This window comes from Streptomyces sp. NPDC031049 (genome assembly GCF_055571015.1).
Genome location: NZ_JBVIGC010000008.1, coordinates 24,330 through 46,942, shown reverse-complemented (window position 1 = coordinate 46,942; position 22,613 = coordinate 24,330). Strand labels below are relative to the sequence as shown.

The following is a 22,613-nucleotide window of genomic DNA, read 5'->3' as shown; positions in this document are numbered from 1 at the left end:
TACGGGGTCGCATGACGGCGCCCGGGGGGCGCACGGCATCATGGCGGCATGCGTGCAGTGGTACAGAGGGTGGACGGCGCGAGTGTCGTCGTGGAGGGAGAGACGGTCGGCGCGATCGAGGGCGAGGGGCTGTGCGTCCTGGTCGGCGTCACCCACGACGACACCAAGGAGAAGGCGGCGCAGCTGGCCCGCAAGCTGTGGTCGCTGCGCGTGCTGCACGAGGAGCGCTCGTGCAGCGACATCGACGCGCCGCTGCTGGTGATCAGCCAGTTCACGCTGTACGGCGACGCCCGCAAGGGCCGCCGGCCCACCTGGAGCGCCGCCGCCCCGGGCGATGTGGCCGAGCCCCTGGTCGACGAGGTGGTGGCGCAGCTGCGCGCGCTGGGCGCGACGGTGGCGACGGGCCGGTTCGGCGCGCAGATGCGGGTGGGCCTGACCAACGACGGCCCGTTCACCGTCCTGCTGGAGATCTGACGCCGCCCCCGCCGCCCGGCGACCCCCGCAGGCCCCACAGGCCCCACAGGCCCCGCACGGTGTCCTACGGCTCCACCACGGTCTCCTGCGCGGCGGCCGTGTCCCCGGCCAGCAGGCGCGCGTCCACCGGCACGTTCCGCTTGACCAGCGCGAGGGCGACGGGCCCCAGCTCGTGGTGGCGCACGGACGTGGTGACGAAACCGACCTTGCGCCCGTCGGGACCGTCGTCGGCGAGCCGGAGCTCCGTGCCCGGCGCCGGCAGACGGACCTCGCTGCCGTCGAGGTGCAGGAAGACCAGCCGGCGCGGCGGCTTGCCGAGGTTCTGCACCCGGGCCACGGTCTCCTGGCCGCGGTAGCAGCCCTTCTGGAGATGGACCGCGCTGCCGATCCAGCCCAGCTCGTGCGGGATGGTGCGGTGGTCGGTCTCGAAGCCGAGCCGCGGCCGGTGCTGCTCCACGCGCAGCGCCTCGTACGCCAGGAGCCCGGCCGGCGGCCCGGCCCGGTCGGCGAACGCCTCCAGCTCGGCCCGCGGCAGGAAGAGGTCGCGTCCGTACGGCGTCTCCCGTACGGCGACGCCCTCGGGGACCTCGGCGATCGACCCGGCGGGCAGATGGACGACGGCGGTGTCGGCGGTGCGGTCGGCGACCTCGACGCGGTAGAAGAACTTCATCGACTCCAGGTACGCGATCAGCGCGTCCTGGGTCCCCGGCTCGACGTGGGCCCAGACGGTGGCGCCGTCGTCGACGAGGTACAGCGCGTGCTCGATGTGGCCGTTGGCGGAGAGGATCAGCGCCTCGGTGGCCCGGCCGGCGGGCAGCTCGCTGACGTGCTGGGTGAGCAGCAGGTGCAGCCAGCCGAGCCGGTCCTCGCCGGTGACGGTGACGACGCCCCGGTGGGACAGGTCGACGCATCCGGTGCCGTCGGCGAGGGCGCGCTGCTCGCGGAACAGGTCGCCGTAGTGCGCGGCGACGCCTTCGTCCACGCCCTCGCCGGGGACGGCGCCGGGCAGGGACAGCAGAGGGCTCTTCATATGCCTAGCCTACGACTCGGTAGTTGAACCCTTCAGGGTGCAGTCCTTGCACCGCCCGAAGATCGCAAAGTGCTTCATGTCCGTGTCGAAGCCGAACTCCTCGCGGAGCTTGGCGGTGAAGCCGGCGGCCACCGAGAGGTCCGCCTCGATCACGTTGGTGCAGTCCCGGCAGACCAGGTGGATGTGGTGGTGCCGGTCCGCGAGGTGGTACGTCGGCGCCCCGTGCCCCAGGTGGGCGTGGCTGACCAGCCCCAGCTCCTCCAGCAGCTCCAGCGTGCGGTAGACCGTGGAGATGTTGACCCCCGACGCCGTCTTCCTCACCTCGCTGAGGATGTCGTCGGGGGTCGCGTGCTCCAGGGTGTCCACGGCTTCGAGCACGAGTTGCCGCTGCGGGGTCAGCCGGTAGCCGCGCTGCCGCAGATCGCTCTTCCAGTCGGTGCTCACCACACCGGCCAGTCTAGGACTACTTGAAGAAGGCGATCCCGTCGTCCGGAAGGTCGTCCGGGAGGGCCTTGGCCCAGCGCTCGACGTCTTCCGGGGTGACGACCTTCTTCAGGTGGGCGGACATGTAGGGGCGCAGCTCGACCTCGGGGGTCTGCTTCTCGCCGACCCACATCAGGTCGCTCTTGACGTAGCCGTACAGCCGCTTGCCGCCGGAGTACGGGCGGGAACCGGGCGTGCGGGCCACCGCGTCCGTCACCAGGTCGATCTGGGGCTTCTGGTCGGCCATCTCGCCGTACCAGATCTCGATGACGCCGTCGTCGCGGGTCATCGTCACCTCGACCTTGCGCTGGGCGTCGATCCGCCAGAAGCCGTGCTCGCTCTCCAGCGGACGGACCTTGTTGCCGTCCTTGTCCAGCACCCAGGTGTGCGAGTGGTACTCGAGGAAGTCCCGGCCGTCGTGCGTGAAGGTGACCTCCTGACCGAAGTTGCACTTCTCGGAACCGGGGAAGTCGTGCACGCCCGCGCCCGCCCAGTTGCCGAGCAGGAAGGCGAGCGGGACGAGGTCCTTGTGGAGGTCGGACGGGATCTCGATCATGAGCGGCTCAGCGTTTCGTACGTCGGTGCGGTCGGTCGGTTCAGCGCTGGCCCTGGTACAGCTTCTTCACGGCCAGCCCGGTGAAGGCGAGGACGCCGATGCAGACCAGGACCAGCAGGGCTTCGAAGAAGACGATCACGAGGTGCTCCTTGAGCGGGCGGATGTGTGCACAGGGCCGGCCCCCAGCTTACGCGGCCGGGGCCCGGCCCTCCCCGTGAGGTGGGCCCCACGGGCTCAGCCCAGCAGCCTGCTCCGCAGCACCACGGCAGCGCAGGGCGGCGCAGCGCCCTGCCGTCCGTGCGCACCGGCTGCGCCGGGGAGGGGACCGGCGGCGGCTCGCTCGGGGTGGCGGCTCCCTCTCCGTCTTGCCTGCGCCCAGGTGACCCGCGGCCCGGACGAGGGGTTGCGGGAGAGGAGATTACGATTCGGCCATGGCGAAGAAGCTGGTGATCAAGGTGACCGCGGGGGCCGACGCCCCCGAGCGCTGTTCGCAGGCGTTCACGGTGGCGGCGGTGGCCGTGGCCAGCGGGGTCGACGTCTCGGTGTGGCTGACCGGCGAGTCCGCCTGGTTCGCGCTTCCCGGCCGGGCCGCCGAGTTCGAGCTGCCGCACGCCGCGCCGCTGCCGGATCTGATCGACTCGGTGCTGAGCGGGGGCCGGCTGACCCTGTGCACGCAGTGCGCGGCCCGCCGGGACATCACGGAGAAGGACGTCGTCGAGGGCGTCAGGATCGCGGGCGCCCAGGTCTTCGTGCAGGAGGCCCTCGCCGACGACACCCAGGCCCTGGTCTACTGACCGACGGCTGACCGGCGGCGGGCCGCCCCCGGTCCGGGCGTTCAGGGGCGGGGGCGCTTCTTGCCGTCCAGTTCGTCCCACCACTCGTCGGACTGCGGGTCCCCGGAGGGGTCGTCCCACCAGCGGTCGTCGGGGCCGCGCCGGTTGGCGACCACGGCGGCCAGCGGCGGGATGACCATGGCGACCACGCACATGCCCACGGCCACCGGCACCGACCACAGGCGTACGACGCCCCAGGCCAGGACGAAGAGCGCGATGCACGTCCCCATCAGGGCGAAGTACCTGTGCCGCCGCCGTTGGTACATGCTCCCAGCGTAGGACCGCGCCCCCGCCCGCGCGCGTGCCGAAGGGGCCGCACCCCAGGCGTCCAACCCGTGGGGTGCGGCCCCTCAGCCGTTCAGCCGTGGCGGTGTGCCGTCAGACGGCGATCGCGACCTCCGCCAGGCCGCCCTTCTGGGCGACGACCTTGCGGTCGGCGGTGGCGCCCGGGACGAGGGCCCGGACGGTCCAGGTGCCCTCGGCCGCGTAGAAACGGAACTGACCGGTCGCGGAGGTGGGGACCTCCGCCGTGAACTCGCCGGTCGCGTCCAGCAGCCGGACGTAGCCGGTCACCGGCTCGCCGTCGCGGGTCACCTGACCCTGGATCGTGGTCTCACCGGGCTTGATCGTCGAGGCGTCCGGGCCACCGGCCTTCGCACCGCACATGTCGCACTCCTGAGGGGTTGGGGTAGCCGATTACCGGATTACTTGTTGTCGCCGAGCTCGATCGGCACGCCGACGAGGGAGCCGTACTCGGTCCAGGAGCCGTCGTAGTTCTTGACGTTCTCCACGCCCAGCAGCTCGTGCAGGACGAACCAGGTCAGGGCCGAGCGCTCACCGATGCGGCAGTAGGCGATCGTGTCCTTGGCCAGGTCGACGCTCTCCTCGGCGTAGAGGGCCTTCAGCTCCTCGTCCGACTTGAACGTGCCGTCGTCGTTGGCGTTCTTCGACCACGGGATGTTGCGGGCGCTGGGGACGTGGCCCGGGCGCTGCGACTGCTCCTGCGGCAGGTGGGCCGGGGCGAGCAGCTTGCCGGAGAACTCGTCGGGCGAACGGACGTCGACCAGGTTCTGCGAGCCGATCGCGGCGACGACGTCGTCACGGAAGGCGCGGATGGAGGTGTCCTGCGGCTTGGCCTTGTACTCGGTCTTCGGGCGCTCGGGGACCTCGTCGCCGGGCACCAGCTCGCGGGCGTCCAGCTCCCACTTCTTGCGGCCGCCGTCGAGGAGCTTGACGTTCTCGTGGCCGTAGAGCTTGAAGTACCAGTAGGCGTAGGAGGCGAACCAGTTGTTGTTGCCGCCGTAGAGGATCACCGTGTGGTCGTTGGCGATGCCCTTCTCCGACAGGAGCTTCTCGAAGCCCGCCTGGTCGACGAAGTCACGGCGGACGGGGTCCTGGAGGTCCTGCGTCCAGTCGATCCGGACGGCGTTCTTGATGTGGTTCTTGTCGTACGCCGAGGTGTCCTCGTCCACCTCGACGATCACGATGCTCGGGTCGTCCAGGTGCTCCTGGAGCCAGTCGGCATCGACCAGGACGTCGCTGCGGCTCATGCTCTTTCTCCTCCGGGGCAGTTGCGGCGGGGCGTGCGAGTAGAGAGGGGGCGTGCGCGCTCGCGGCGTCGCGAACCGGCGCACGGATGCCCCTGTGCGGGGCGGGGGAACCGCGGAAGACTGCGCTTCCGCTCAGAACGGGCGACAGAGCATGGCGGCAACGCGGCACAGGTCCACTGCCCGCCGCTTCGTGAGATCCGCCTGTCGCTTCATGGCCTCGATCGTAGGGAGGGATGGGCGGGCGTGTCACCGGTGTGTCGTATGGTGAGACGCGATCGTCCGGAATGCGGGACGGAGGGTGGGTGCAGGGCGGCGGCACGGGGCTCCGGGCCCGCTATAGCCGCCGTCACATCTGCGGTGCGGACGGCGACGTCTCGCCAGACGGACAGTCCAGGCGGCGGCCCGGGCGGACGCCCCGGGCGGAGTGCCCGAGCGGGGTGGGCGGCCGGGCGGCCAGGCAGCCGAGCGGCCGGGCGGCCGTGTCTCGTCCTACCCCGCCAGCCGGACGTCGGAACCCTTCACCGAGATCTCCACACCGTCCTCGGCCGCCTCGACCTTGTCCAGCTCGATGCCGCCGGGCAGCTCGTCGATCGTCTGCTGGAAGTCGGTGATCCGCCGCACCCGGGATTCGGCCAGCTCCACGCCGCCGATCGCCGGCAGGGCGTCGGCCTCCACCTCGACCTGGTTGTCCTTGACCCGGACCGAGCTGAGCACGGAGACCGGCTCGGGCAGCCGGGTGCCGAACACGGTCGCCTCGACCGCGACCTTGATCTTGCCGTCGCCGCCGTCGGAGAGACCGACGACCCGCGCCCGGACCCCGGGGGCGACCTGGGCCGGCTCGGACTTCGCGGTCCTCAGCAGCTCGTCGTAGGAGATCGTCGCCGTGCCGGTGGCGGTGGCCGCGGTGGCGGAGCTGTAGTCGCCGGAGAACTCCACGCCCTTCATGTTCGCCCGGAGGTCGGCGATCCGGATCTTCTCCGCGCCGTCGCCCGTGGCCGCCTCGTAGTCCTCGATGTGCACGTCGACGTCGTCCAGCTCACCGCCGGCGACCTGGGTGAGGAAGGGGAAGCCGTTGATCGACACGTCCGGGGCGGCGGCCAGGTTCTCGGACGCCTTGAGCTTGTCCGCCGCCTCGCCCTCCGCGAAGTTCACCGCGAGCCGGTCCACGACGACGAAGAGCACGCCCAGGACCACGACGACGATCAGCAGTATTCGCAGTGCGCGCATCTTTCCCCACCTCGCGGACTCCACGGTCGACGGCCACGGTAACCCCGCCCGCGGGCCCGCCCGGGAAATTGTCGATCAGCTGTGACAGGCCACGAGCGGGGCCGCGCGGGCTCAGGCCAGCGCCCGCCCCAGCACCCACACCGCCGGTGCCGCGGCGCTCAGCGGCAGGGCCACGCCCGCGGTGAAGTGGACGAAACGGGAGGGGTAGTCGTAGCTCGCGACCCGGTGGCCGATCAGGGCGCACACCGCGGCGCCCGCGCCCAGCAGCGCGCCCCGCGCCCCGATGTCCGTGAGTGCGCCGACCGCGATCCCGGCGCCGGCCGCGGCCAGCAGCGCGACGACCACCGAGGCGGGCGTCGGCAGCGGCAGCGCACGGGCCACCACGGCGACCGCCACGGCCACCGCGCCGACGCCGACCGCGTCCGCCTCGGCCGCGAGGTAGCCGCCGGCGACGATCGCCAGCGCCGCCGCGGCGACGGTCGCCATCAGGCCGTACATCCGCTCGTCCGGGTCGGCGTGCGAGCGCAGTTGCAGCACGAGGGCGAGCAGCACCCACACCCCGAGCGTCCCGAGGATCGCCGCCGGGGAGCGGTCCGACACCAGCAGCGCGGCGTCGGCGGCCACGGCGCCCAGGAAGCCCAGCGCGATGCCCTGGCGGGCCGGCCACATGCCGTTCAGCCGGAACCAGCCGGCCGCCGTGACCGCCTGGAGGACGACGAGCGGTACCAGCAGGGCGTACGTCCCCACGGCCGCGGCACCGGCCAGCAGCAGCCCCAGCAGCGCGGTGAGCGCGGCCGGCTGCATCCCCGGCTCGATGACCGGCGACCGGCCCTCGGCGCGGGCCCGCTGCGCGTCGGTGATCCGCGCGTTGCCGGCAAGGGTGGCGGGGCCGTAGTCGGGAGCCGGAGCGGCGGGGTCGGCTGGGGATGAGGGTGCTGAGGGTGCTGAGGGTGCGCCCGGTGCAGTGGGTGCAGACGGCGCGTGGGGTGCGTCGTAGTGCTGATGCGGCGGCTGCGGCTGGTGGTACGGCTGTGGCTGCTCCGGCTGCTGCGGCTGCTGCGGCTGGTGGTACGGCTGCGGCTGCGCGTACGCCTGCTGGTGCGCGGGATAGCCCTGCGCCGTGGGGTGCTGCTGGTGCACTTGAGGCGGCAGGTAGGCCGTCTCCTCCGCGGAGACCGGCGGCTGGACGTGCGTCTCCCAGGTCTGGCCCTGCCACTGCTGCGTGTACGGCCCGGCGTGCGGGTCCTCGTACCCCTCCTGCCCGGGCCAGACCGCCTGCGGCGGCTGCGGCTGCGGCTGTGCGTACGGGTCGGGGGCCCCGTAGCCCTCGTAGGGCCGGCTGTACGGCTGATCGGTCATCGGTGTCACCCTCCTGCGAACGGCGGGAGCACCTCGACCGTGCCGCCCTCGGCCAGCCGTACCGTCTCATGCGCGCGGGTGCCCACGGGGTCGCCGTCGACGAGGAACGAGCAGCGCAGCAGCACCCGCGACAGCTCTCCGGGGTGCCGCTCGCGCGCCGCGTCGAGCGCCTCGGCGAGCGTGGCCGCCTCGTACGGCTCCTCGGCCGTGCCGGCCGCGGCCTTCGCGGCGGCCCAGTAGCGCACCGTGACCTTTGCCATCTGGTTCCTCAATCGGTTGGCGGTAACACCGTCAGGCTAGCCAACCCGCGCCAGCGCCCATTGCCCGATCCGCCCCAGCAGCTCGTCGCCGGCGGCGTGCTCGGCGTGGCCCATGCCGGGCTCCAGCCAGAGTTCGCCGTGGTCACCGGCGGCCTCGGCCAGCATCCGCGGGTGGTCGACGGGGAAGTAGCCGTCGCTGTCGCCGTGCACGACGAGGAGGGGCGTCGGCGCGATCCGCGGCACCGCCTCCACCGGCGAGAGGGGCACCGGGTCCCAGTCCCGGTCGTGGATCCGCGTCCGGAAGCCGTAGCGCCCGACGACGCGGCCGGCGGGCCGGGTGACCAGCCAGTGCAGCCGGCGCATCGGGGCGGTGCCCCGGTAGTACCAGCGGGCGGGCGCGCTCACCGACACCACCGCGTCCGCGTGCGCCACCGCGTCGTCCCCGTACAGCGCGGCGTGCCGCAGCACCACCGAGCCGCCCATGGAGAAGCCGACGGTCACCACGCGCGCGTGCCCGAGGCCGCGGGCGAAGCCGACGGCCGCCGCGAGGTCGAGCACCTCACGGTCGCCCACGGTCGACCGGCCGCCGGAGGCGCCGTGGCCGCGGAAGGAGAAGGTGACGACCGCCCCGTGCCGGGCGAGGGCGGCGGCGATCCGGCGGACGTGCGGACGGTCGGCGTCGCCGGTGAAGCCGTGCGCGACGACGAACACCGGGTCCCGCCCGGCCCCGGGCTGGTGCACGGCGTCGATCCGCACGCCGTCGGACGTGCGCAGAAAGGTCCGCGTCGGCCGGTCCGGAACCGCCCGCCGGGGTGTCTCGGAATGCGGACACCGGGTGGAACGCGCCACATGACCTGCCCGACCGTCGCTCATGTCGGCTATTCTGCTGGGCAGAGGACTCGGGCAACGCAGCCCCCGGGTCCTTTTGTGCTTTCGGGAGCGTTGTATACGACGCGGACATCCGCGGGTGTACGGGCCGTCGGACGCATAGCGGGACCCAGGGCGCGGGTCCCGTACACGTACGAAGCAGTGCCGCATTACGTCCTCGAGGGACCGAGGAGGAACCAAGACGTTATGGGCGAGCGAACCGTGCACGAACGTATGACGACCCAGGCAGGTGGGGCGCGATGAGTTCTCTGCTGCTCCTGACCAACGCTCTCCAGCCGTCGACGGAGGTGCTCCCCGCTCTCGGCCTGCTGCTGCACAACGTGCGCGTGGCGCCTGCGGAGGGCCCCGCCCTCGTCGACACCCCCGGCGCCGACGTGATCCTCGTCGACGGCCGGCGGGACCTCCCGCAGGTGCGCAGCCTGTGCCAGCTGCTGCGCTCCACCGGCCCCGGCTGTCCGCTCGTCCTGGTGGTCACGGAGGGCGGTCTGGCCGCCGTCACCGCCGACTGGGGCATCGACGACGTGCTGCTCGACACCGCGGGTCCGGCCGAGGTCGAGGCCCGGCTGCGGCTGGCCATGGGCCGCCAGCAGATCGTCAGCGACGACTCGCCCATGGAGATCCGCAACGGCGACCTGTCGGTCGACGAGGCGACGTACTCCGCCAAGCTCAAGGGCCGGGTGCTCGACCTGACCTTCAAGGAGTTCGAGCTGCTGAAGTACCTCGCGCAGCACCCCGGCCGGGTCTTCACCCGCGCCCAGCTCCTCCAGGAGGTGTGGGGCTACGACTACTTCGGCGGCACCCGGACGGTCGACGTCCACGTACGGCGGCTGCGGGCCAAGCTCGGACCCGAGCACGAGTCGCTGATCGGCACGGTGCGCAACGTCGGCTACCGCTTCGTCACGCCCGAGAAGCCGGAGAAACCGGCCCGCGGCGCGGAGGAGGCCGGGGCGGCACCCAGGACCCGGGGCGCGTCCTCGCCCGAGAACGCGGCCGGGGCCGGGGCCAAGAGCCCGGCGAAGGCGGAGGCCTGATCCGGCCTCCCGGCGGGGTGAGGGACGGGGGCCGGGCCGGCCCCCGGTCCGAGTCCTGAGCGTTACCGGAGCGATCGAGGGCTGATACGCCCTGCCCAGGGCGGGTCCATCCGCGTAGACTCCGCGCGTGGCCAAGGTGACTCGGGATGATGTGGCGCGGCTGGCGGGGACCTCCACCGCCGTCGTCAGCTACGTCATCAACAACGGACCCCGGCCGGTCGCCCCGGCCACGCGCGAGCGTGTCCTCGCCGCGATCAAGGAGCTGGGCTACCGGCCCGACCGGGTCGCCCAGGCGATGGCCTCGCGCCGCACCGACCTCATAGGCCTGATCATCCCGGACGCCCGCCAGCCCTTCTTCGGGGAGATGGCGCACGCCGTCGAACAGGCCGCGTCCGAGCGCGGCAAGATGGTCCTCGTCGGCAACACCGACTACGTGGGCGAGCGCGAGGTCCACTATCTGCGCGCGTTTTTGGGCATGCGGGTATCCGGCCTGATCCTGGTCAGCCACGCGCTCAACGACCTGGCCGCCGCCGAGATCGAGGCGTGGGACGCCCGGGTGGTCCTGCTGCACGAGCGTCCCGAGGCCATCGACGACGTCGCCGTGGTCACCGACGACCTGGGCGGCGCCCAGCTCGCCGTACGCCACCTGCTGGAACACGGCTACGAGTACGTCGCCTGTATGGGCGGCACCGCCGAGACGCCCGCCGTCGGCGACCCGGTCTCCGATCACGTCGAGGGCTGGCAGCGCGCCATGAAGGAGGCCGGCATCCCCACCGAGGGCCGGCTCTTCGAGGCGCCCTACAACCGCTACGACGCCTACCAGGTGGGGCTGGGGATCCTCGCCGGGCCGCAGCGCCCGCCGGCGATCTTCTGCTCCACCGACGACCAGGCGATCGGCCTGCTGCGGGCGGCCCGCGAGCTGCGCATCGACGTGCCGGGCGAGCTGGCGGTCGCCGGGTTCGACGACATCAAGGAGGCGGCGCTGACCGACCCGCCGCTGACGACGGTCGCCTCGGACCGCTCCGCGATGGCGCGGGCGGCGGTCGACCTGGTCCTGGACGACGGGCTGCGGGTGTCCGGCTCGCGCCGGGAGCGGCTGAAGGTGTTCCCGTCCCGGCTGGTGGTACGGCGGTCCTGCGGCTGCCGGTGACGGGCGGGGGCGCGTAGCGGCCGGGCCACCGGGCACCGCGACGACCAGCCGGTCACCGCGAAGACCAGCCGATCACCGCGACGACCGGCCTTTATATCGGGCATACGAGGTTCTGCCGGGCTTCTCAGGCAGCACTCAGAGTGTTCTCATCGTCGCCCCGGATGCTCGTGGACATGACCGAGAGCATCCGCCCCAGCGGCGCGTACGACCACCAGAACGCGTACCGGCCCTCCCTCCAGGAGGCCACCTCTCCGGTGAACCCCGAGTGGCCGCCTCCGCCGGCCCAGCCGCCCGCCGCCCCGCCGGACGCCGCGCCGGCTCCCCGCGGGCGCGCCCGGCGCCCGGTCGCCCTGCTCGCCGCGGTGGCGATCGTCGCGGCGGCCGTCGGCGGCGGCACCGCCTACGGCATCCAGGAGCTGACCGGCCGCGACACCGTCGCGACCGCGTCGGCCGCCGCCGACGCGGTGCCCTCCAGCCAGAAGGGCACGGTCTCCGGGGTCGCCCAGGCGGTCAGCCCCAGCATCGTCGAGATCAACGCCACCTCCCCCGCCGGTTCCTCCACCGGCTCCGGCGTGATCATCACCGGTGACGGCGAGATCGTCACCAACAACCACGTCGTCTCCGGCGCCTCCTCGATCAAGGTGCGCACCAGCGACGGCAAGCAGTACACCGCCGAGATCGTCGGCACCGACAGCAGCAAGGACCTGGCGCTGATCAAGCTGGAGGGCGCCTCCGGTCTCAAGGCGGCGACACTCGGCGACTCCGACGCGCTGAAGGTCGGCCAGCAGGTCGTGGCCATCGGCTCGCCCGAGGGCCTGACCGGCACGGTCACCAGCGGCATCGTCTCCGCCCTGGACCGGGACGTGACGGTCCCCACGGACGAGGGCCGGCAGCGGCCGGACGGCGGCTGGCCGTTCGAGTTCGACGGCCGGGAGTTCAACGGCGACACCGGGTCCTCCACGACGACGTACAAGGCGATCCAGACGGACGCCTCCCTCAACCCCGGCAACTCCGGCGGTGCCCTGATCGACATGAACGGTGCCATCGTCGGCATCAACTCCGCGATGTACTCGTCGGCCGGGTCCGCCGCCGACGCGGGCAGCGTCGGCCTGGGCTTCGCCATCCCCGTCGACACCGTCAAGGCCGACCTCGCGAAGCTGCGGGCGGGCGCGGACGGCTGACCGGCCCGGGCCCGTCCCCGGCCGGGCATGCGAGGCTGAAGAGCGTCAGCCGCACGTACGACACACGGACCCGAGGACCGACGACCATGAGCCCCGCAGAAGGCGACCGTGACCGTGACACCCAGCGCATCCTGATCGTCGACGACGAGCCGGCGGTCCGCGAGGCGCTCCAGCGCAGCCTGGCCTTCGAGGGCTACGACACCGAGGTCGCCGTCGACGGCGCGGACGCACTGGAGAAGGCGGCGGCGTACCGGCCCGACCTGGTCGTCCTCGACATCCAGATGCCCCGCATGGACGGCCTGACCGCCGCCCGCCGCATCCGCGGCGCCGGCGACACGACCCCGATCCTGATGCTGACCGCCCGCGACACCGTCGGCGACCGGGTGACCGGCCTCGACGCGGGCGCCGACGACTACCTGGTCAAGCCCTTCGAGCTGGACGAGCTGTTCGCCCGCATCCGCGCGCTGCTGCGCCGCAGCTCCTACGCCGCCCAGGTGGCGGGCACCGCGGACGACGGCGAGGTGCTGGCCTTCGCCGACCTGCGCATGGACCTGGCGACCCGGGAGGTGACGCGGGGCGGGCGGCCGGTGGAGCTGACCCGGACCGAGTTCACGCTGCTGGAGATGTTCATGGCCCATCCGCGCCAGGTCCTCACCCGCGAGCAGATCCTGAAGGCGGTGTGGGGCTTCGACTTCGAGCCGACCTCCAACTCCCTCGACGTGTACGTGATGTACCTGCGCCGCAAGACCGAGGCGGGCGGCGAGCCCCGTCTGGTGCACACGGTCCGGGGCGTCGGCTATGTGCTGAGGCAGGGCGGGGCGGAATGAACCGTCTGCTGCGCCGCTACCGCGCCCTGCCCATCAGGGCGCGGCTGTCCCTGCTGGTGGCGGCGGCGGTGGCGTTCGCGGTGGCGGCGGTGTCCCTGACCTGCTGGTTCCTGGTGCGGGACCAGCTGTACAACCAGCTCGACGACCAGCTGCGCGGCAACCAGGTCTCGTCGGGGCTGCTGCGGACCATGCTGGCCAACTGCCAGCTGGACGATCCCCAGGAGCTGTTCCAGCCGCCGAACTCGCCGACGGTCACGATCCTCTACTCCGACGGCGCCACCTGCACCAACCCAGGCAACCGCGAGGTGCGCATCGAGGACGCGGACCTGGCCGTCGCCGACGGCCGGGAGCGGACCGCGCTGCACACCTCGACGACGACCGACGGCACCGAGGTGCGCGTGTACACGCGGCAGGTCCTCGAACGCAACACCCAGCAGATCCAGCCCGGCATCGCCGTCTCCGTCGCCAAGCCGCTCACGGAGGTCACCAAACCGCTGTCCTCGCTGACCTGGATCCTGCTCCTGGTCTCCGGCATCGGCGTCGTCGGCGCGGGAGCGGCCGGCCTCGCCGTCGCCCGCACCGGGCTGCGCCCCGTCGACCGGCTCACCGAGGCCGTCGAGCACGTGGCCCGCACGGAGGACCTGGCGGTCCGCATCCCCGTGGACGACGACAGTGAGGACGAGATCGCCCGTCTGTCCCGCTCCTTCAACTCCATGACGTCCTCCCTGGCCAGCTCCCGCGACCTGCAACAACAGCTCATCGCGGACGCCGGCCACGAACTGCGCACCCCCCTCACCTCGCTGCGCACCAACATCGAGCTGCTCACCCGCAGCGAGGAGACCGGCCGCCCGATCCCGGAGGCCGACCGCAAGGCGCTGCTCGCCTCGGTGAAGGCGCAGATGACGGAACTGGCCGCGCTGATCGGCGACCTCCAGGAGCTGTCCCGCCCGGACACCGGCCAGCACGCGGGCCGCACCCGCATCCTGGCCTGGCAGGACATCGTCGAATCGGCGCTGCGCCGCGCCCGCCTGCGCGGCCCGGAACTGACCATCACGGCGGACGTCCAGCCGTGGTACGTACGGGCGGAACCGGCCGCCCTGGAGCGAGCGGTCGTCAACATCCTGGACAACGCGGTGAAGTTCAGCCCGGAGTCCGGCACGATCGACGTCCGGCTGTCCGACGGCGTCCTCACCGTCCGCGACCACGGCCCCGGCATCCCCGCCGACGAACTCCCCCACGTCTTCGACCGCTTCTGGCGCTCCCCGTCGGCCCGCTCCCTGCCCGGCTCGGGCCTGGGCCTGTCCATCGTGGCCCGCACGGTCCAGCAGGCCGGCGGCGAGGTGACCCTGTCCCCGGCGACGGACGCGGCGGGCGGAACGGTGGCGACCGTCCGGCTGCCGGGCGCACCGGTGCCCCCGCCGGAGACGACGGACGACACACGGCCGCCCGAGGCCGGCTAGCCGCCGTACAGCGGTAGGGGGTACGCGACGCCCGATCCGGACACCCGTACCCCCCCACCCGCCACCCCCGACCCGAACCCGGGCGGGTCGGCGACCTACTTCACGATCGTGATCCGGTCGGCCGCCGGCGGCTCGATCGGGTCGGCCGCCGAGGAGTTCGCCGTCAGGTACTGCTCGAGCGCCGTGAGGTCGTCGGCGCCGACGAGGTCGTTCGTGCCCTGACCCAGCGTGGGGAAGCCGTCTCCGCCGCCCGCGAGGAAGCTGTTGGTCGCGACGCGGTAGGTGGCCGCCGGGTCGATCGCCGCACCGTTCAGGCGGATCGAGCCGGTCACCACCCGGTCGGCGCCCGTCTTCGTCAGGTCCAGGGTGTACGTCAGCCCGTCCGACACCTGGAGGATCTTCGGCGCCGCCTCGTTCGCGCCGCTGACCTGCTCCTTGAGCACCTGGATCAGCTGGGCGCCCGTGAAGTCCTGGAGGTTCACGGTGTTGGCGAAGGGCTGGACGGTGAAGCCCTCGGCGTACGTCACGACGCCGTCGCCCTCGCCGCCCTTGGCCGCGTACGTCAGCGGCGCGCGGATGCCGCCGGGGTTCATCAGGGCCAGGTCGGTCTCCGGGTCCTGCTCGCGTGCGTAGGCCAGTTGCGCGTCGGCGATCAGATCACCGAGGGGGGACTCGGTGCCGTCCCGGGAGATGTCGGCGGAGATGTGGCCGATCGGGCGGTTGCCGATGGGCGCGGCCAGGGCGTTCCAGTCCTCGATCAGCCGGGTCATGTCCGGCGCCTTGGGCACGTCCCGCGTCACCACGTGGTTCGCCGACTTCACGGCCGTGCGCGCGATGTCGCCCGTCCAGCGGTCGTACGTCAGCGTGGTGTCCGTGTAGAGGCGGCCGAAGGACGCGGCCGAGGTGACCATGCGCGGCTTGCCCGCCGGGTCCGGGACCGTGCAGACGTACGCCGCGTGGGTGTGGCCGGTGACCAGCGCGTCCACCGTCGGCGTGACGTTCTTGGCGATGTCGGCGATCGGGCCGGAGATGCCGTCGCCGGGCCCCGGCGAGTCGCAGTCGTAGTTGTAGTCGCCGGACGCGGGGAAGCCGCCCTCGTGGATCAGCGCGACGATCGACTTCACGCCGCGCCGCTGGAGCTCCTTGGCGTACTTGTCGATCGTCTCGACCTCGTCCCGGAACTTCAGGCCCTTGACGCCCTCCGCCGAGACGATGTCCGGGGTGGCCTCGAGCGTCACCCCGATGAACCCGACCTTGACGCCCTTGTGCTTCCACACCCAGTACGGCTTGAGGATGGGCTTGCCGGTCTTCTCGTCGAGGACGTTCGCGGCGAGGTAGGGGAAGTCGGCGCCCTTGAACTCCTTGTCGGTGTAGCAGCCCTCGGTGGGATGGCAGCCGCCCTTCTGGAGGCGGGACAGTTCCTTGGCGCCCTCGTCGAACTCGTGGTTGCCGACGCTGGTGACGTCCAGGTCGAGCTTGTTCAGCGCCTCGATGGTGGGTTCGTCGTGGAAGAGCCCGGACAGCAGCGGGGAGGCGCCGACCATGTCGCCGCCGGCGGCGGTGATGGAGTACGGGTTGCCCTCGCGGGCCGTGCGCAGGTGCGTGGCGAGGTACTCGACGCCGCCCGCGTCGATCGTCTTCGTGGTGCCGTCCGGCTGGAGTTCGGTGACCCGGCCGGAGGAGCCGGCGGGCGGCTCCAGGTTGCCGTGCAGGTCGTTGAACGACAGCAGCTGGACGTCCTGGTAGCGCCCGGGCCGATGCGGGTGGCCCTTGCCCTTCTCCTCGCCCGCGCTGGCCGTCGCCGGCAGGGCGGCCGCGGCGAGCGCGCCGACGGTGACGGCGCCTGCGGCGACCGCCAGGAGGCGACGGTGTGTACGGCGTCTGCGGCGCGGATCGTGCGGCTGTGCTGTGGCTGGCATGCGCCCCCCTGTGGGTCTGCGTGGAGGAATCGGTCCGGCGCAGCCTAAGGTCAACGCGCGTAGCGCGGTAGAGGTTTCCGGTCACATCCAGGTATCCGGCGGGTGTCGGGCGGGGTGTTCGAGGGTTTCCCCGCTGCCGCCACTTTTCCGGCACGGCCCCGTACTCTCGTACGCATGACCAGCGACGACATCGCGCGGCCCGGCCGCACCCGCTCGATCGAGACGTACGCCGAACTCACCGCCGAGCAGACCGAGACCGTTCTCGCCCTGCTCGCCGAGGCCGCCCGGTACGACGGCCAGCAGGCCGTGTCCGAACAGGGCCGGCTGCAATTGCGCGGGGGTGCCCGTGAGGGTGTCGCGCATCTGCTGCTCACCACCGGGGAGGGCGAACTCGTCGGCTACGCCCAGCTGGAGGACACCGACCCGGTGGAGCCGCCGGCCGCCGAGCTGGTCGTCCACCCCTCGCACCGGGGGCAGGGCCACGGCCGGGCGCTGGGGTCGGCGCTGCTCGCCGCCTCCGGCAAGCGGCTGCGGGTGTGGGCGCACGGCGGCCACTCCGCCGCCCGGCACCTCGCCCAGGTCCTCGGCCTGACCCTCTTCCGGGAACTGCGCCAGATGCGGCGCCCGTTGACGGACTTCGCCCTCCCCGACCCGGTGCTGCCGGAGGGCGTGACCGTACGCACGTTCGTCCCCGGGCAGGACGACGCGGCCTGGCTCGCCGTCAACGCGGCGGCCTTCGCCCACCATCCCGAGCAGGGCTCGCTGACGCAGCGGGACCTGGACGACCGCAAGGCCGAGTCGTGGTTCGACCCGGCCGGTTTCTTCCTCGCCGAGCGGGCCGGGGAGCTGATCGGCTTCCACTGGACCAAGGTGCACGCGAGCGAGGGCCTGGGCGAGGTGTACGTCCTCGGCATCCGCCCGGACGCCCAGGGCGGCGGCCTCGGCAGGGCCCTCACCACGATCGGCCTGCGGCATCTCGCCGGCCAGCGGCTGCCGACGGCGATGCTGTACGTCGACGCCGACAACAAGGCGGCGGTGTCCGTCTACGAACGTCTGGGCTTCACGACACACGAGACGGACCTGATGTACCGCACGGAGACGTGACACCTCCGGCGGTTTGCAGGTCCCCGGCGTAGGGGCGTTGCGCAGCGCGGTACCTCCGGCGGTTTGCAGGTGCCCGGCGCTTTCGCTGGCGTGGGGGCGTTGCGCAGCCCGGCGTGACGGGGTGCCTCCCCCCGAGGGGGCACCCCCAGCGCCCACCCGTGCCGCCCCAGCGGCACGACTGCCCGCGGCTGGGCGACGCGGCTGCCCGCGGGCTGCGGCAGCCCGCCGCGGCGGGCTCGCACGGTCGCGCCCGGTGGGTGGGCACCACCCCGGCGGTGCGACTGCCCGCGGATTGCGGCAGTCGCCCGCGGCGCGCGAGCGGCGGCCAGCCGGGGCGCTGCCCGCAGGCGGCCGCGGCGCGCAACCAGGCACGGGCCGGGGCGCTACCCGCAGGCGCGTACGGCGGGGAGGGGTCGTGGCGGGGGGTCTCCGCCCGCAGCGGTTGTCGCGTCAACACGAGCAACCTTCCCGTTGGCCGATTCCGCGACGTTCCGAGGACGGAGACCCCCCGGCACGGCCCCGCACCACCCACCGGCCCAAGGCGCTACGCGCACCCCCACCCCACCCGCACAGGCGCCGCAGGCATCCACCCACCACCCCGCACCCGACACACCACGCGAACCCCCACCCACCCCACACCCCGCACAACCGCCGGAGGCACCCCGCGCTTGCGGGCCTCCCCCCGCTATCCCACACGTCACGTCCCCGTAACCATCGATTCAGACGACCTTGCGACGCTCGGCCAATGAAGCCCGTCGTGCCAGAGCCGTCGCCACCCCCGGAGGGCGGCGCGGAGAGCAACGGAACCGCCCGCGGCACCCCCGCGCTCCCACCCGCGCTTTCCGACGCGCCCGTCCTGCTCGCGGCGCGGAACAATGGGTCCATGAGCCAGTCGAACACCCAGGCCGAGGCCCACCCGCAGCACCCGCAGCCCTCCGTGGGTTCCATCGCCGCCCACCGCCCCCACACGGTCGCGGCCACGGTCTCCGACCTGGAACCCGACATCGACGCCGACCTCGACGCGTACGAGGAGTCGGAGGAGTCCCAGGCCGGCGGCGCCCAGCTCCCGCAGGGCCGCTTCCTCGACCGCGAACGCAGCTGGCTCGCGTTCAACGAACGCGTCCTCGAACTCGCCGAGGACCCGAACACCCCGCTCCTCGAGCGCGCGAACTTCCTCGCGATCTTCGCCAGCAACCTCGACGAGTTCTTCATGGTCCGCGTCGCCGGCCTCAAGCGCCGCATCGCCACCGGCGTCGCCACCCGCTCCGCCTCCGGCCTCCAGCCCCGCGAGGTGCTGGAGATGATCTGGGCCCGCTCCCGCGAGCTCATGGCCCGGCACGCCGCCTGCTTCCACGAGGACGTCGCCCCGGCCCTGGCCGGCGAGGGCATCCACCTGGTCCGCTGGAACGAGCTGGCCGAGAAGGAGCAGGCCCGCCTGTTCACCCTCTTCCGGCACCAGATCTTCCCGGTCCTCACCCCCCTCGCCGTCGACCCGGCCCACCCCTTCCCCTACATCTCGGGCCTCTCCCTCAACCTCGCGGTCGTCGTCCGCAACCCGGTCACCGGCCACCGCCACTTCGCCCGCGTCAAGGTCCCCCCGCTCCTCTCCCGCTTCCTGGAGGCCTCCCCGGGCCGCTACGTCCCCATCGAGGACGTCATCGCCGCCCACCTGGAGGAACTGTTCCCCGGCATGGAGGTCCTGGAGCACCACGCCTTCCGCCTCACCCGCAACGAGGACCTGGAGGTCGAGGAGGACGACGCCGAGAACCTCCTCCAAGCCCTCGAGAAGGAACTCATGCGGCGCCGCTTCGGCCCGCCCGTCCGACTCGAGGTCGAGGAGTCCATCGACCGCGAGGTCCTCGATCTCCTCGTCCGCGAACTGAAGATCAGCGAGGCGGAGGTCTACCCCCTCCCCGGCCCCCTCGACCTCACCGGCCTCTTCCGCATCGCCGGCCTGGACCGCCCCGAGCTGAAGTACCCGAAGTTCGTCGCCGGCACCCACCGCGACCTCGCCGAGGTCGAGTCGGCGTCCCCGCCGGACATCTTCGCGGCCCTGCGCAGCCGGGACGTCCTGCTGCACCACCCGTACGACTCCTTCTCCACCTCCGTGCAGGCCTTCCTGGAGCAGGCCGCCGAGGACCCGGACGTCCTGGCGATCAAGCAGACGCTGTACCGGACCTCCGGCGACTCCCCGATAGTCAACGCGCTCATCGACGCCGCCGAGGCCGGCAAGCAGGTCCTGGTCCTGGTCGAGATCAAGGCGCGCTTCGACGAGCACGCCAACATCAAGTGGGCCCGCAAGCTGGAGGAGGCCGGCTGCCACGTCGTCTACGGCCTGGTCGGCCTCAAGACCCACTGCAAGCTGTCGCTGGTGGTCCGCCAGGAGGGCGACACCCTGCGCCGCTACAGCCACGTCGGAACGGGCAACTACCACCCGAAGACGGCCCGCCTCTACGAGGACCTCGGCCTGCTCACCGCGGACCCGCAGGTCGGCGCGGACCTCTCCGACCTGTTCAACCGCCTCTCCGGCTACTCCCGCCGCGAGACCTACCGCCGTCTGCTCGTCGCGCCGAAGTCGCTGCGCGACGGCCTGGTCTCCCGCATCCACAAGGAGATGCAGCACCACCGCGCCGGCCGGCCCGCGTACATCCGCATCAAGGTCAACTCGATGGTCGACGAGGCCGTCATCGACGCGTGCTACCGCGCCTCCCAGGCCGGTGTCCCGGTCGACGTCTGGGTGCGCGGCATCTGCGCCCTGCGGCCCGGTGTGGCCGGTCTGTCGGAGAACATCAGGGTCCGCTCCGTCCTCGGCCGCTTCCTCGAGCACTCGCGCGTGTTCGCCTTCGGCAACGGCGGCGAGCCGGAGGTGTGGCTGGGCAGCGCCGACATGATGCACCGCAACCTCGACCGCCGTATAGAGGCCCTGGTCCGGGTCACCGACCCGGCCCACCGGGCGGCCCTGAACCGGCTGCTGGAGACCGGCATGTCGGACACCACCGCGTCCTGGCACCTCGGCCCGGACGGCGACTGGACCCGGCACGCGACGGACGCGGACGGCCAGCCCCTGCGCAACATCCAGGAGATGCTCATAGACGCCCGGAGGCGCCGGCGTGGCACAGCAGCACCTTGACCCGACCGACCCCGCCGCCGAGCCGGTCGGGGTGGACGCCCTCGCGGACTACCTGCGGTTCCAGGCCACGGAGTTCCTGCGCGCCCTGCGCCAGCACCGGGAGTCCGGCGTCGGCGCCCACGGCGCGAACGGCACGGAGGGCATCGACGCGGCCCGCGCCCTGCGCCGCGCGGCCCGCAGGATCAGCGGCACCCTGCACACGTTCCAGGGCGTGCTGGACGCCGACTGGGCGGAGAGCATGCGTCCGGAGCTGGCCTGGGTGTCGGGCACCCTGGCCCTGGAGCACGCGTACGCGTCCCGGCTGGAACGGCTTCTCCAGGCCCTGCACCGCCTGTCCGGCTCCTCGGCGTTCCCGGCCCAGGCGACCGGCGACGCCACCGAGCCGCCGCGCAACTCCGCCGACCCGGCCCGCACCGCCACCCAGCCGCCCCGCACCGCCACCCGGCCGGCCCCCGCGCCGGCCCAGCCGGCCCGCACGGGCGCCCAGCCGACACGCACCGGCGGCCCCCGGCCTTCCGGCCCCGGCACCCAGCCGACCGACCCGGCCGGAACCACCTCCGACGGCATGCACGCCAGCGCCACCACCACCGCCCGCGCCCGCTCTGCCGCACCCGATCGGGGCGCACCCCACCCGACCGGCACCGACCGCGGCGCGTCCCATCCCGCCGCGGCCGACCGCGGCCACCTCACCGTGGGGGCCGCCAAGGCCGGCGCGCTGCTGGACCGCCGGCTGACCCTCGCCCGCACCCGCGCCCACTCCAGCGCGCTCCAGGCTCTGGGCTCCTCCCGGTTCCACGCGGTGGCCGACAAGGTGGCGGTGCTGGCGAGCGAGGTCCCCCTCGCGACCGGCCCGGCCACCGCGGCGTCCCCGGCGGCCACCGACCTCCGTCCGCTGGCCGCCGCCGCGGCGGAGCGCCTCGAGGACGCGGTCGCCGCGCTGCCGCTGGTCACCGCGGGCAGCCCGTACAACGCGGAGGCTCTGGTCCACGGCCTGTCCCCGGACCCGGCCCCGCACCCGCAGGACGCCCCCTGGCACCAGGTCCGCCTGCTGCTGCGCCTGCACCGCTACGCCCGGGAGGTGCTCCTCGGCGAGGACGCCCCGGTCGACGTCCGGCTGCTGGCCGCCGGCCAGGCCCTCGACCGGCACCGCGACGCCTCCGAGGCCGCCGCGGCGGCGGCACAGGCGGCCCGCACCCCGCGGATCGCCCCGGCGACGGCGTACGCGCTCGGTGTGCTCCACGCCGACCAGCGGCATGAGGTGGAGGCGGCGCGGTACGCGTTCCAGGACTGCTGGCGGAAGGAAACGGTCGGTACGACGTGACGGCACCCGGAGACGCGGAGGACACGGGGGACGCGCAAGACACGAGGGACGCGCAAGACACGAGGGACGCGCAAGACACGAGGGACGCGCAGGACACGAGGGACGCACAGGACGCGCAGGACGACACCGCGGTCCTGGCGGCCGGCTGTGTCCTCTGGCGTCGCTCACCGGTCCACGGCGAGGTCGAGATCTGCCTGGTCCACCGGCCGAAATACGACGACTGGTCCCACCCGAAGGGCAAGCTGAAGCGGGGCGAGGACCCGCTGGCCGGCGCCCTGCGCGAGGTCGCCGAGGAGACGGGCTGCTCGGCCGTGCCGGGCGCCGAGCTGCCGACGTCGTCCTACGTCGTGGCGGGCCGGCCCAAGCAGGTCCGCTACTGGGCCGCCGAGTCCCTCGGGGGCGAGTTCACGCCGACCGACGAGGTGGACCGCATCCTGTGGCTGACACCCGACGCCGCCCGGGCCCGCCTCACCCAGCCGAGGGACCGCACCCTCGTCGGGGACCTGCTGAAGGCCCTGCGTCCGGCCTAGCCCGACCCGCCGACCGCCCCGCGTCCGACCCGGCCGCCCGCTCCGACAGGCACCCAACCGCCCCATCCCGCAGGCGCCCAACCACCCCATCCGACCGGCCCAGCAGTCCGATCCGACCGGTCCAGCCGCCCATTCCGACCGGCCCGCCCGTCCGGGACCTCCTCGTGTCCTTGGCGTAAGCGTTCCGTGACCTCACCGCACTGTCCCCAGGGGTTCACCCCGCGTTCATTTACGCCCACAAGCGGCTTCACCTGTTCTGCCTAATTTCGGCCTTACCCGATACGGGCGCATCCCGAAAAC

Annotated in this window: 23 protein-coding genes; 11 read left to right on the top strand and 12 right to left on the bottom strand. The window is 72.9% G+C overall.

The window, feature by feature from the left end; all coding sequences use genetic code 11:
* The first annotated feature begins 48 nt into the window (after positions 1 to 48).
* Positions 49 to 474, top strand: coding sequence for a D-aminoacyl-tRNA deacylase (gene dtd, locus ACZ45Q_RS15545; protein WP_468260528.1), 426 nt, complete (start codon positions 49 to 51; stop codon positions 472 to 474).
* A gap of 64 nt (positions 475 to 538) precedes the next feature.
* Here dtd and ygfZ read toward each other — a convergent pair whose 3' ends face one another.
* The 3 genes from ygfZ to ACZ45Q_RS15530 are packed head-to-tail and all read right to left on the bottom strand — an operon-like array spanning position 539 to position 2,543.
* Positions 539 to 1,504 (bottom strand): CAF17-like 4Fe-4S cluster assembly/insertion protein YgfZ, encoded by a 966-nt coding sequence (gene ygfZ, locus ACZ45Q_RS15540; protein ID WP_468260525.1) that lies wholly within the window; start codon positions 1,502 to 1,504, stop codon positions 539 to 541.
* A gap of 9 nt (positions 1,505 to 1,513) precedes the next feature.
* Complete coding sequence (locus ACZ45Q_RS15535; RefSeq protein WP_468260523.1) at positions 1,514 to 1,951, bottom strand: Fur family transcriptional regulator; 438 nt, start codon at positions 1,949 to 1,951, stop codon at positions 1,514 to 1,516.
* Between the two features lie 16 nt (positions 1,952 to 1,967).
* Entirely contained in the window at positions 1,968 to 2,543 is a 576-nt protein-coding gene (locus tag ACZ45Q_RS15530) for a heme-binding beta-barrel domain-containing protein (RefSeq protein WP_468260520.1), read from the bottom strand.
* A 431-nt stretch (positions 2,544 to 2,974) separates the two neighbouring features.
* Between ACZ45Q_RS15530 and ACZ45Q_RS15525 the strand changes: the two genes are divergently transcribed.
* Positions 2,975 to 3,337 carry a DsrE family protein gene (locus ACZ45Q_RS15525; RefSeq protein ID WP_468260517.1) on the top strand — a complete coding sequence of 121 codons (363 nt, stop codon included), beginning with the start codon at positions 2,975 to 2,977 and terminating at the stop codon, positions 3,335 to 3,337.
* A 41-nt stretch (positions 3,338 to 3,378) separates the two neighbouring features.
* Here ACZ45Q_RS15525 and ACZ45Q_RS15520 read toward each other — a convergent pair whose 3' ends face one another.
* From ACZ45Q_RS15520 to ACZ45Q_RS15485, 8 genes are all read right to left on the bottom strand, one after another.
* On the bottom strand, positions 3,379 to 3,642 hold the full coding sequence (locus ACZ45Q_RS15520; protein WP_468260514.1) for a DUF3099 domain-containing protein: 264 nt from the start codon (positions 3,640 to 3,642) through the stop codon (positions 3,379 to 3,381).
* Positions 3,643 to 3,754: 112 nt separating this feature from the next.
* Positions 3,755 to 4,042 (bottom strand): DUF1416 domain-containing protein, encoded by a 288-nt coding sequence (locus tag ACZ45Q_RS15515; RefSeq protein WP_468260511.1) that lies wholly within the window; start codon positions 4,040 to 4,042, stop codon positions 3,755 to 3,757.
* 38 nt (positions 4,043 to 4,080) lie between these two features.
* Positions 4,081 to 4,926, bottom strand: a complete 846-nt coding sequence (locus ACZ45Q_RS15510) for a sulfurtransferase (protein ID WP_468260508.1) — start codon at positions 4,924 to 4,926, stop codon at positions 4,081 to 4,083.
* 132 nt (positions 4,927 to 5,058) lie between these two features.
* Positions 5,059 to 5,139: an Ms5788A family Cys-rich leader peptide gene (locus tag ACZ45Q_RS15505; RefSeq protein ID WP_350751515.1), complete on the bottom strand. Its 81-nt coding sequence runs from the start codon at positions 5,137 to 5,139 to the stop codon at positions 5,059 to 5,061.
* Positions 5,140 to 5,415: 276 nt separating this feature from the next.
* On the bottom strand, positions 5,416 to 6,153 hold the full coding sequence (locus ACZ45Q_RS15500; protein ID WP_468260506.1) for an LmeA family phospholipid-binding protein: 738 nt from the start codon (positions 6,151 to 6,153) through the stop codon (positions 5,416 to 5,418).
* Between the two features lie 111 nt (positions 6,154 to 6,264).
* The gene (locus tag ACZ45Q_RS15495) at positions 6,265 to 7,512 is read right to left on the bottom strand and encodes a hypothetical protein (RefSeq protein ID WP_468260503.1); all 1,248 of its coding nucleotides are present in this window, start codon (positions 7,510 to 7,512) and stop codon (positions 6,265 to 6,267) included.
* Positions 7,513 to 7,517: 5 nt separating this feature from the next.
* Complete coding sequence (locus ACZ45Q_RS15490; protein WP_468260500.1) at positions 7,518 to 7,772, bottom strand: MoaD/ThiS family protein; 255 nt, start codon at positions 7,770 to 7,772, stop codon at positions 7,518 to 7,520.
* A 36-nt stretch (positions 7,773 to 7,808) separates the two neighbouring features.
* Complete coding sequence (locus tag ACZ45Q_RS15485; RefSeq protein WP_468260498.1) at positions 7,809 to 8,645, bottom strand: alpha/beta hydrolase; 837 nt, start codon at positions 8,643 to 8,645, stop codon at positions 7,809 to 7,811.
* A gap of 254 nt (positions 8,646 to 8,899) precedes the next feature.
* On the opposite strand from ACZ45Q_RS15485, the gene ACZ45Q_RS15480 reads away from it, so the two are divergent.
* The 5 genes from ACZ45Q_RS15480 (at position 8,900) to ACZ45Q_RS15460 (ending at position 14,309) form a co-directional block, all read left to right on the top strand.
* A complete protein-coding gene (locus ACZ45Q_RS15480) occupies positions 8,900 to 9,691 on the top strand; it encodes a response regulator transcription factor (protein WP_468260495.1) in 792 nt (263 codons plus the stop codon).
* Positions 9,692 to 9,818: 127 nt separating this feature from the next.
* Complete coding sequence (locus ACZ45Q_RS15475; protein ID WP_468260492.1) at positions 9,819 to 10,841, top strand: LacI family DNA-binding transcriptional regulator; 1,023 nt, start codon at positions 9,819 to 9,821, stop codon at positions 10,839 to 10,841.
* Between the two features lie 173 nt (positions 10,842 to 11,014).
* Positions 11,015 to 12,022 (top strand): S1C family serine protease, encoded by a 1,008-nt coding sequence (locus ACZ45Q_RS15470; RefSeq protein ID WP_468260489.1) that lies wholly within the window; start codon positions 11,015 to 11,017, stop codon positions 12,020 to 12,022.
* 86 nt (positions 12,023 to 12,108) lie between these two features.
* Positions 12,109 to 12,849, top strand: coding sequence for a response regulator transcription factor (locus ACZ45Q_RS15465; RefSeq protein ID WP_468260486.1), 741 nt, complete (start codon positions 12,109 to 12,111; stop codon positions 12,847 to 12,849).
* Entirely contained in the window at positions 12,846 to 14,309 is a 1,464-nt protein-coding gene (locus tag ACZ45Q_RS15460) for a sensor histidine kinase (RefSeq protein WP_468260483.1), read from the top strand. Before ACZ45Q_RS15465 ends, ACZ45Q_RS15460 begins: the two co-directional genes overlap by 4 nt.
* 95 nt (positions 14,310 to 14,404) lie before the next feature.
* Here the strand turns inward: ACZ45Q_RS15460 and ACZ45Q_RS15455 are convergent, their stop codons facing one another.
* The gene (locus ACZ45Q_RS15455; protein WP_468260480.1) at positions 14,405 to 16,228 is read right to left on the bottom strand and encodes a bifunctional metallophosphatase/5'-nucleotidase; all 1,824 of its coding nucleotides are present in this window, start codon (positions 16,226 to 16,228) and stop codon (positions 14,405 to 14,407) included.
* Between the two features lie 174 nt (positions 16,229 to 16,402).
* On the opposite strand from ACZ45Q_RS15455, the gene mshD reads away from it, so the two are divergent.
* The 4 genes from mshD (at position 16,403) to ACZ45Q_RS15435 (ending at position 22,313) form a co-directional block, all read left to right on the top strand.
* Positions 16,403 to 17,332 carry a mycothiol synthase gene (mshD, locus tag ACZ45Q_RS15450; protein ID WP_468260477.1) on the top strand — a complete coding sequence of 310 codons (930 nt, stop codon included), beginning with the start codon at positions 16,403 to 16,405 and terminating at the stop codon, positions 17,330 to 17,332.
* A 745-nt stretch (positions 17,333 to 18,077) separates the two neighbouring features.
* Positions 18,078 to 20,462, top strand: a complete 2,385-nt coding sequence (locus tag ACZ45Q_RS15445; protein WP_468260474.1) for an RNA degradosome polyphosphate kinase — start codon at positions 18,078 to 18,080, stop codon at positions 20,460 to 20,462.
* Positions 20,443 to 21,783 (top strand): CHAD domain-containing protein, encoded by a 1,341-nt coding sequence (locus tag ACZ45Q_RS15440; protein WP_468260471.1) that lies wholly within the window; start codon positions 20,443 to 20,445, stop codon positions 21,781 to 21,783. The genes ACZ45Q_RS15445 and ACZ45Q_RS15440 overlap by 20 nt, the downstream gene beginning before the upstream one ends.
* 134 nt (positions 21,784 to 21,917) lie before the next feature.
* The gene (locus ACZ45Q_RS15435; RefSeq protein ID WP_468261140.1) at positions 21,918 to 22,313 is read left to right on the top strand and encodes an NUDIX hydrolase; all 396 of its coding nucleotides are present in this window, start codon (positions 21,918 to 21,920) and stop codon (positions 22,311 to 22,313) included.
* Positions 22,314 to 22,613: the final 300 nt, after the last annotated feature.

Excerpts from the sequence above, each read along its gene's own strand:
- ACZ45Q_RS15505 (WP_350751515.1), bottom strand. The coding sequence starts at position 5,139 with ATGAAGCGACAGGCGGATCTCACGAAGCGGCGGGCAGTGGACCTGTGC.
- ACZ45Q_RS15460 (WP_468260483.1), top strand. The coding sequence starts at position 12,846 with ATGAACCGTCTGCTGCGCCGCTACCGCGCCCTGCCCATCAGGGCGCGG.
- ACZ45Q_RS15520 (WP_468260514.1), bottom strand. The coding sequence starts at position 3,642 with ATGTACCAACGGCGGCGGCACAGGTACTTCGCCCTGATGGGGACGTGC.
- ACZ45Q_RS15465 (WP_468260486.1), top strand. The coding sequence starts at position 12,109 with ATGAGCCCCGCAGAAGGCGACCGTGACCGTGACACCCAGCGCATCCTG.
- ACZ45Q_RS15515 (WP_468260511.1), bottom strand. The coding sequence starts at position 4,042 with ATGTGCGGTGCGAAGGCCGGTGGCCCGGACGCCTCGACGATCAAGCCC.
- ACZ45Q_RS15455 (WP_468260480.1), bottom strand. The coding sequence starts at position 16,228 with ATGCCAGCCACAGCACAGCCGCACGATCCGCGCCGCAGACGCCGTACA.
- ACZ45Q_RS15510 (WP_468260508.1), bottom strand. The coding sequence starts at position 4,926 with ATGAGCCGCAGCGACGTCCTGGTCGATGCCGACTGGCTCCAGGAGCAC.
- ACZ45Q_RS15445 (WP_468260474.1), top strand. The coding sequence starts at position 18,078 with ATGAAGCCCGTCGTGCCAGAGCCGTCGCCACCCCCGGAGGGCGGCGCG.
- ACZ45Q_RS15495 (WP_468260503.1), bottom strand. The coding sequence starts at position 7,512 with ATGACCGATCAGCCGTACAGCCGGCCCTACGAGGGCTACGGGGCCCCC.
- ACZ45Q_RS15490 (WP_468260500.1), bottom strand. The coding sequence starts at position 7,772 with ATGGCAAAGGTCACGGTGCGCTACTGGGCCGCCGCGAAGGCCGCGGCC.
- ACZ45Q_RS15500 (WP_468260506.1), bottom strand. The coding sequence starts at position 6,153 with ATGCGCGCACTGCGAATACTGCTGATCGTCGTCGTGGTCCTGGGCGTG.
- dtd (WP_468260528.1), top strand. The coding sequence starts at position 49 with ATGCGTGCAGTGGTACAGAGGGTGGACGGCGCGAGTGTCGTCGTGGAG.
- ygfZ (WP_468260525.1), bottom strand. The coding sequence starts at position 1,504 with ATGAAGAGCCCTCTGCTGTCCCTGCCCGGCGCCGTCCCCGGCGAGGGC.
- ACZ45Q_RS15525 (WP_468260517.1), top strand. The coding sequence starts at position 2,975 with ATGGCGAAGAAGCTGGTGATCAAGGTGACCGCGGGGGCCGACGCCCCC.
- ACZ45Q_RS15485 (WP_468260498.1), bottom strand. The coding sequence starts at position 8,645 with ATGAGCGACGGTCGGGCAGGTCATGTGGCGCGTTCCACCCGGTGTCCG.
- ACZ45Q_RS15530 (WP_468260520.1), bottom strand. The coding sequence starts at position 2,543 with ATGATCGAGATCCCGTCCGACCTCCACAAGGACCTCGTCCCGCTCGCC.
- mshD (WP_468260477.1), top strand. The coding sequence starts at position 16,403 with ATGACCAGCGACGACATCGCGCGGCCCGGCCGCACCCGCTCGATCGAG.
- ACZ45Q_RS15480 (WP_468260495.1), top strand. The coding sequence starts at position 8,900 with ATGAGTTCTCTGCTGCTCCTGACCAACGCTCTCCAGCCGTCGACGGAG.
- ACZ45Q_RS15470 (WP_468260489.1), top strand. The coding sequence starts at position 11,015 with ATGACCGAGAGCATCCGCCCCAGCGGCGCGTACGACCACCAGAACGCG.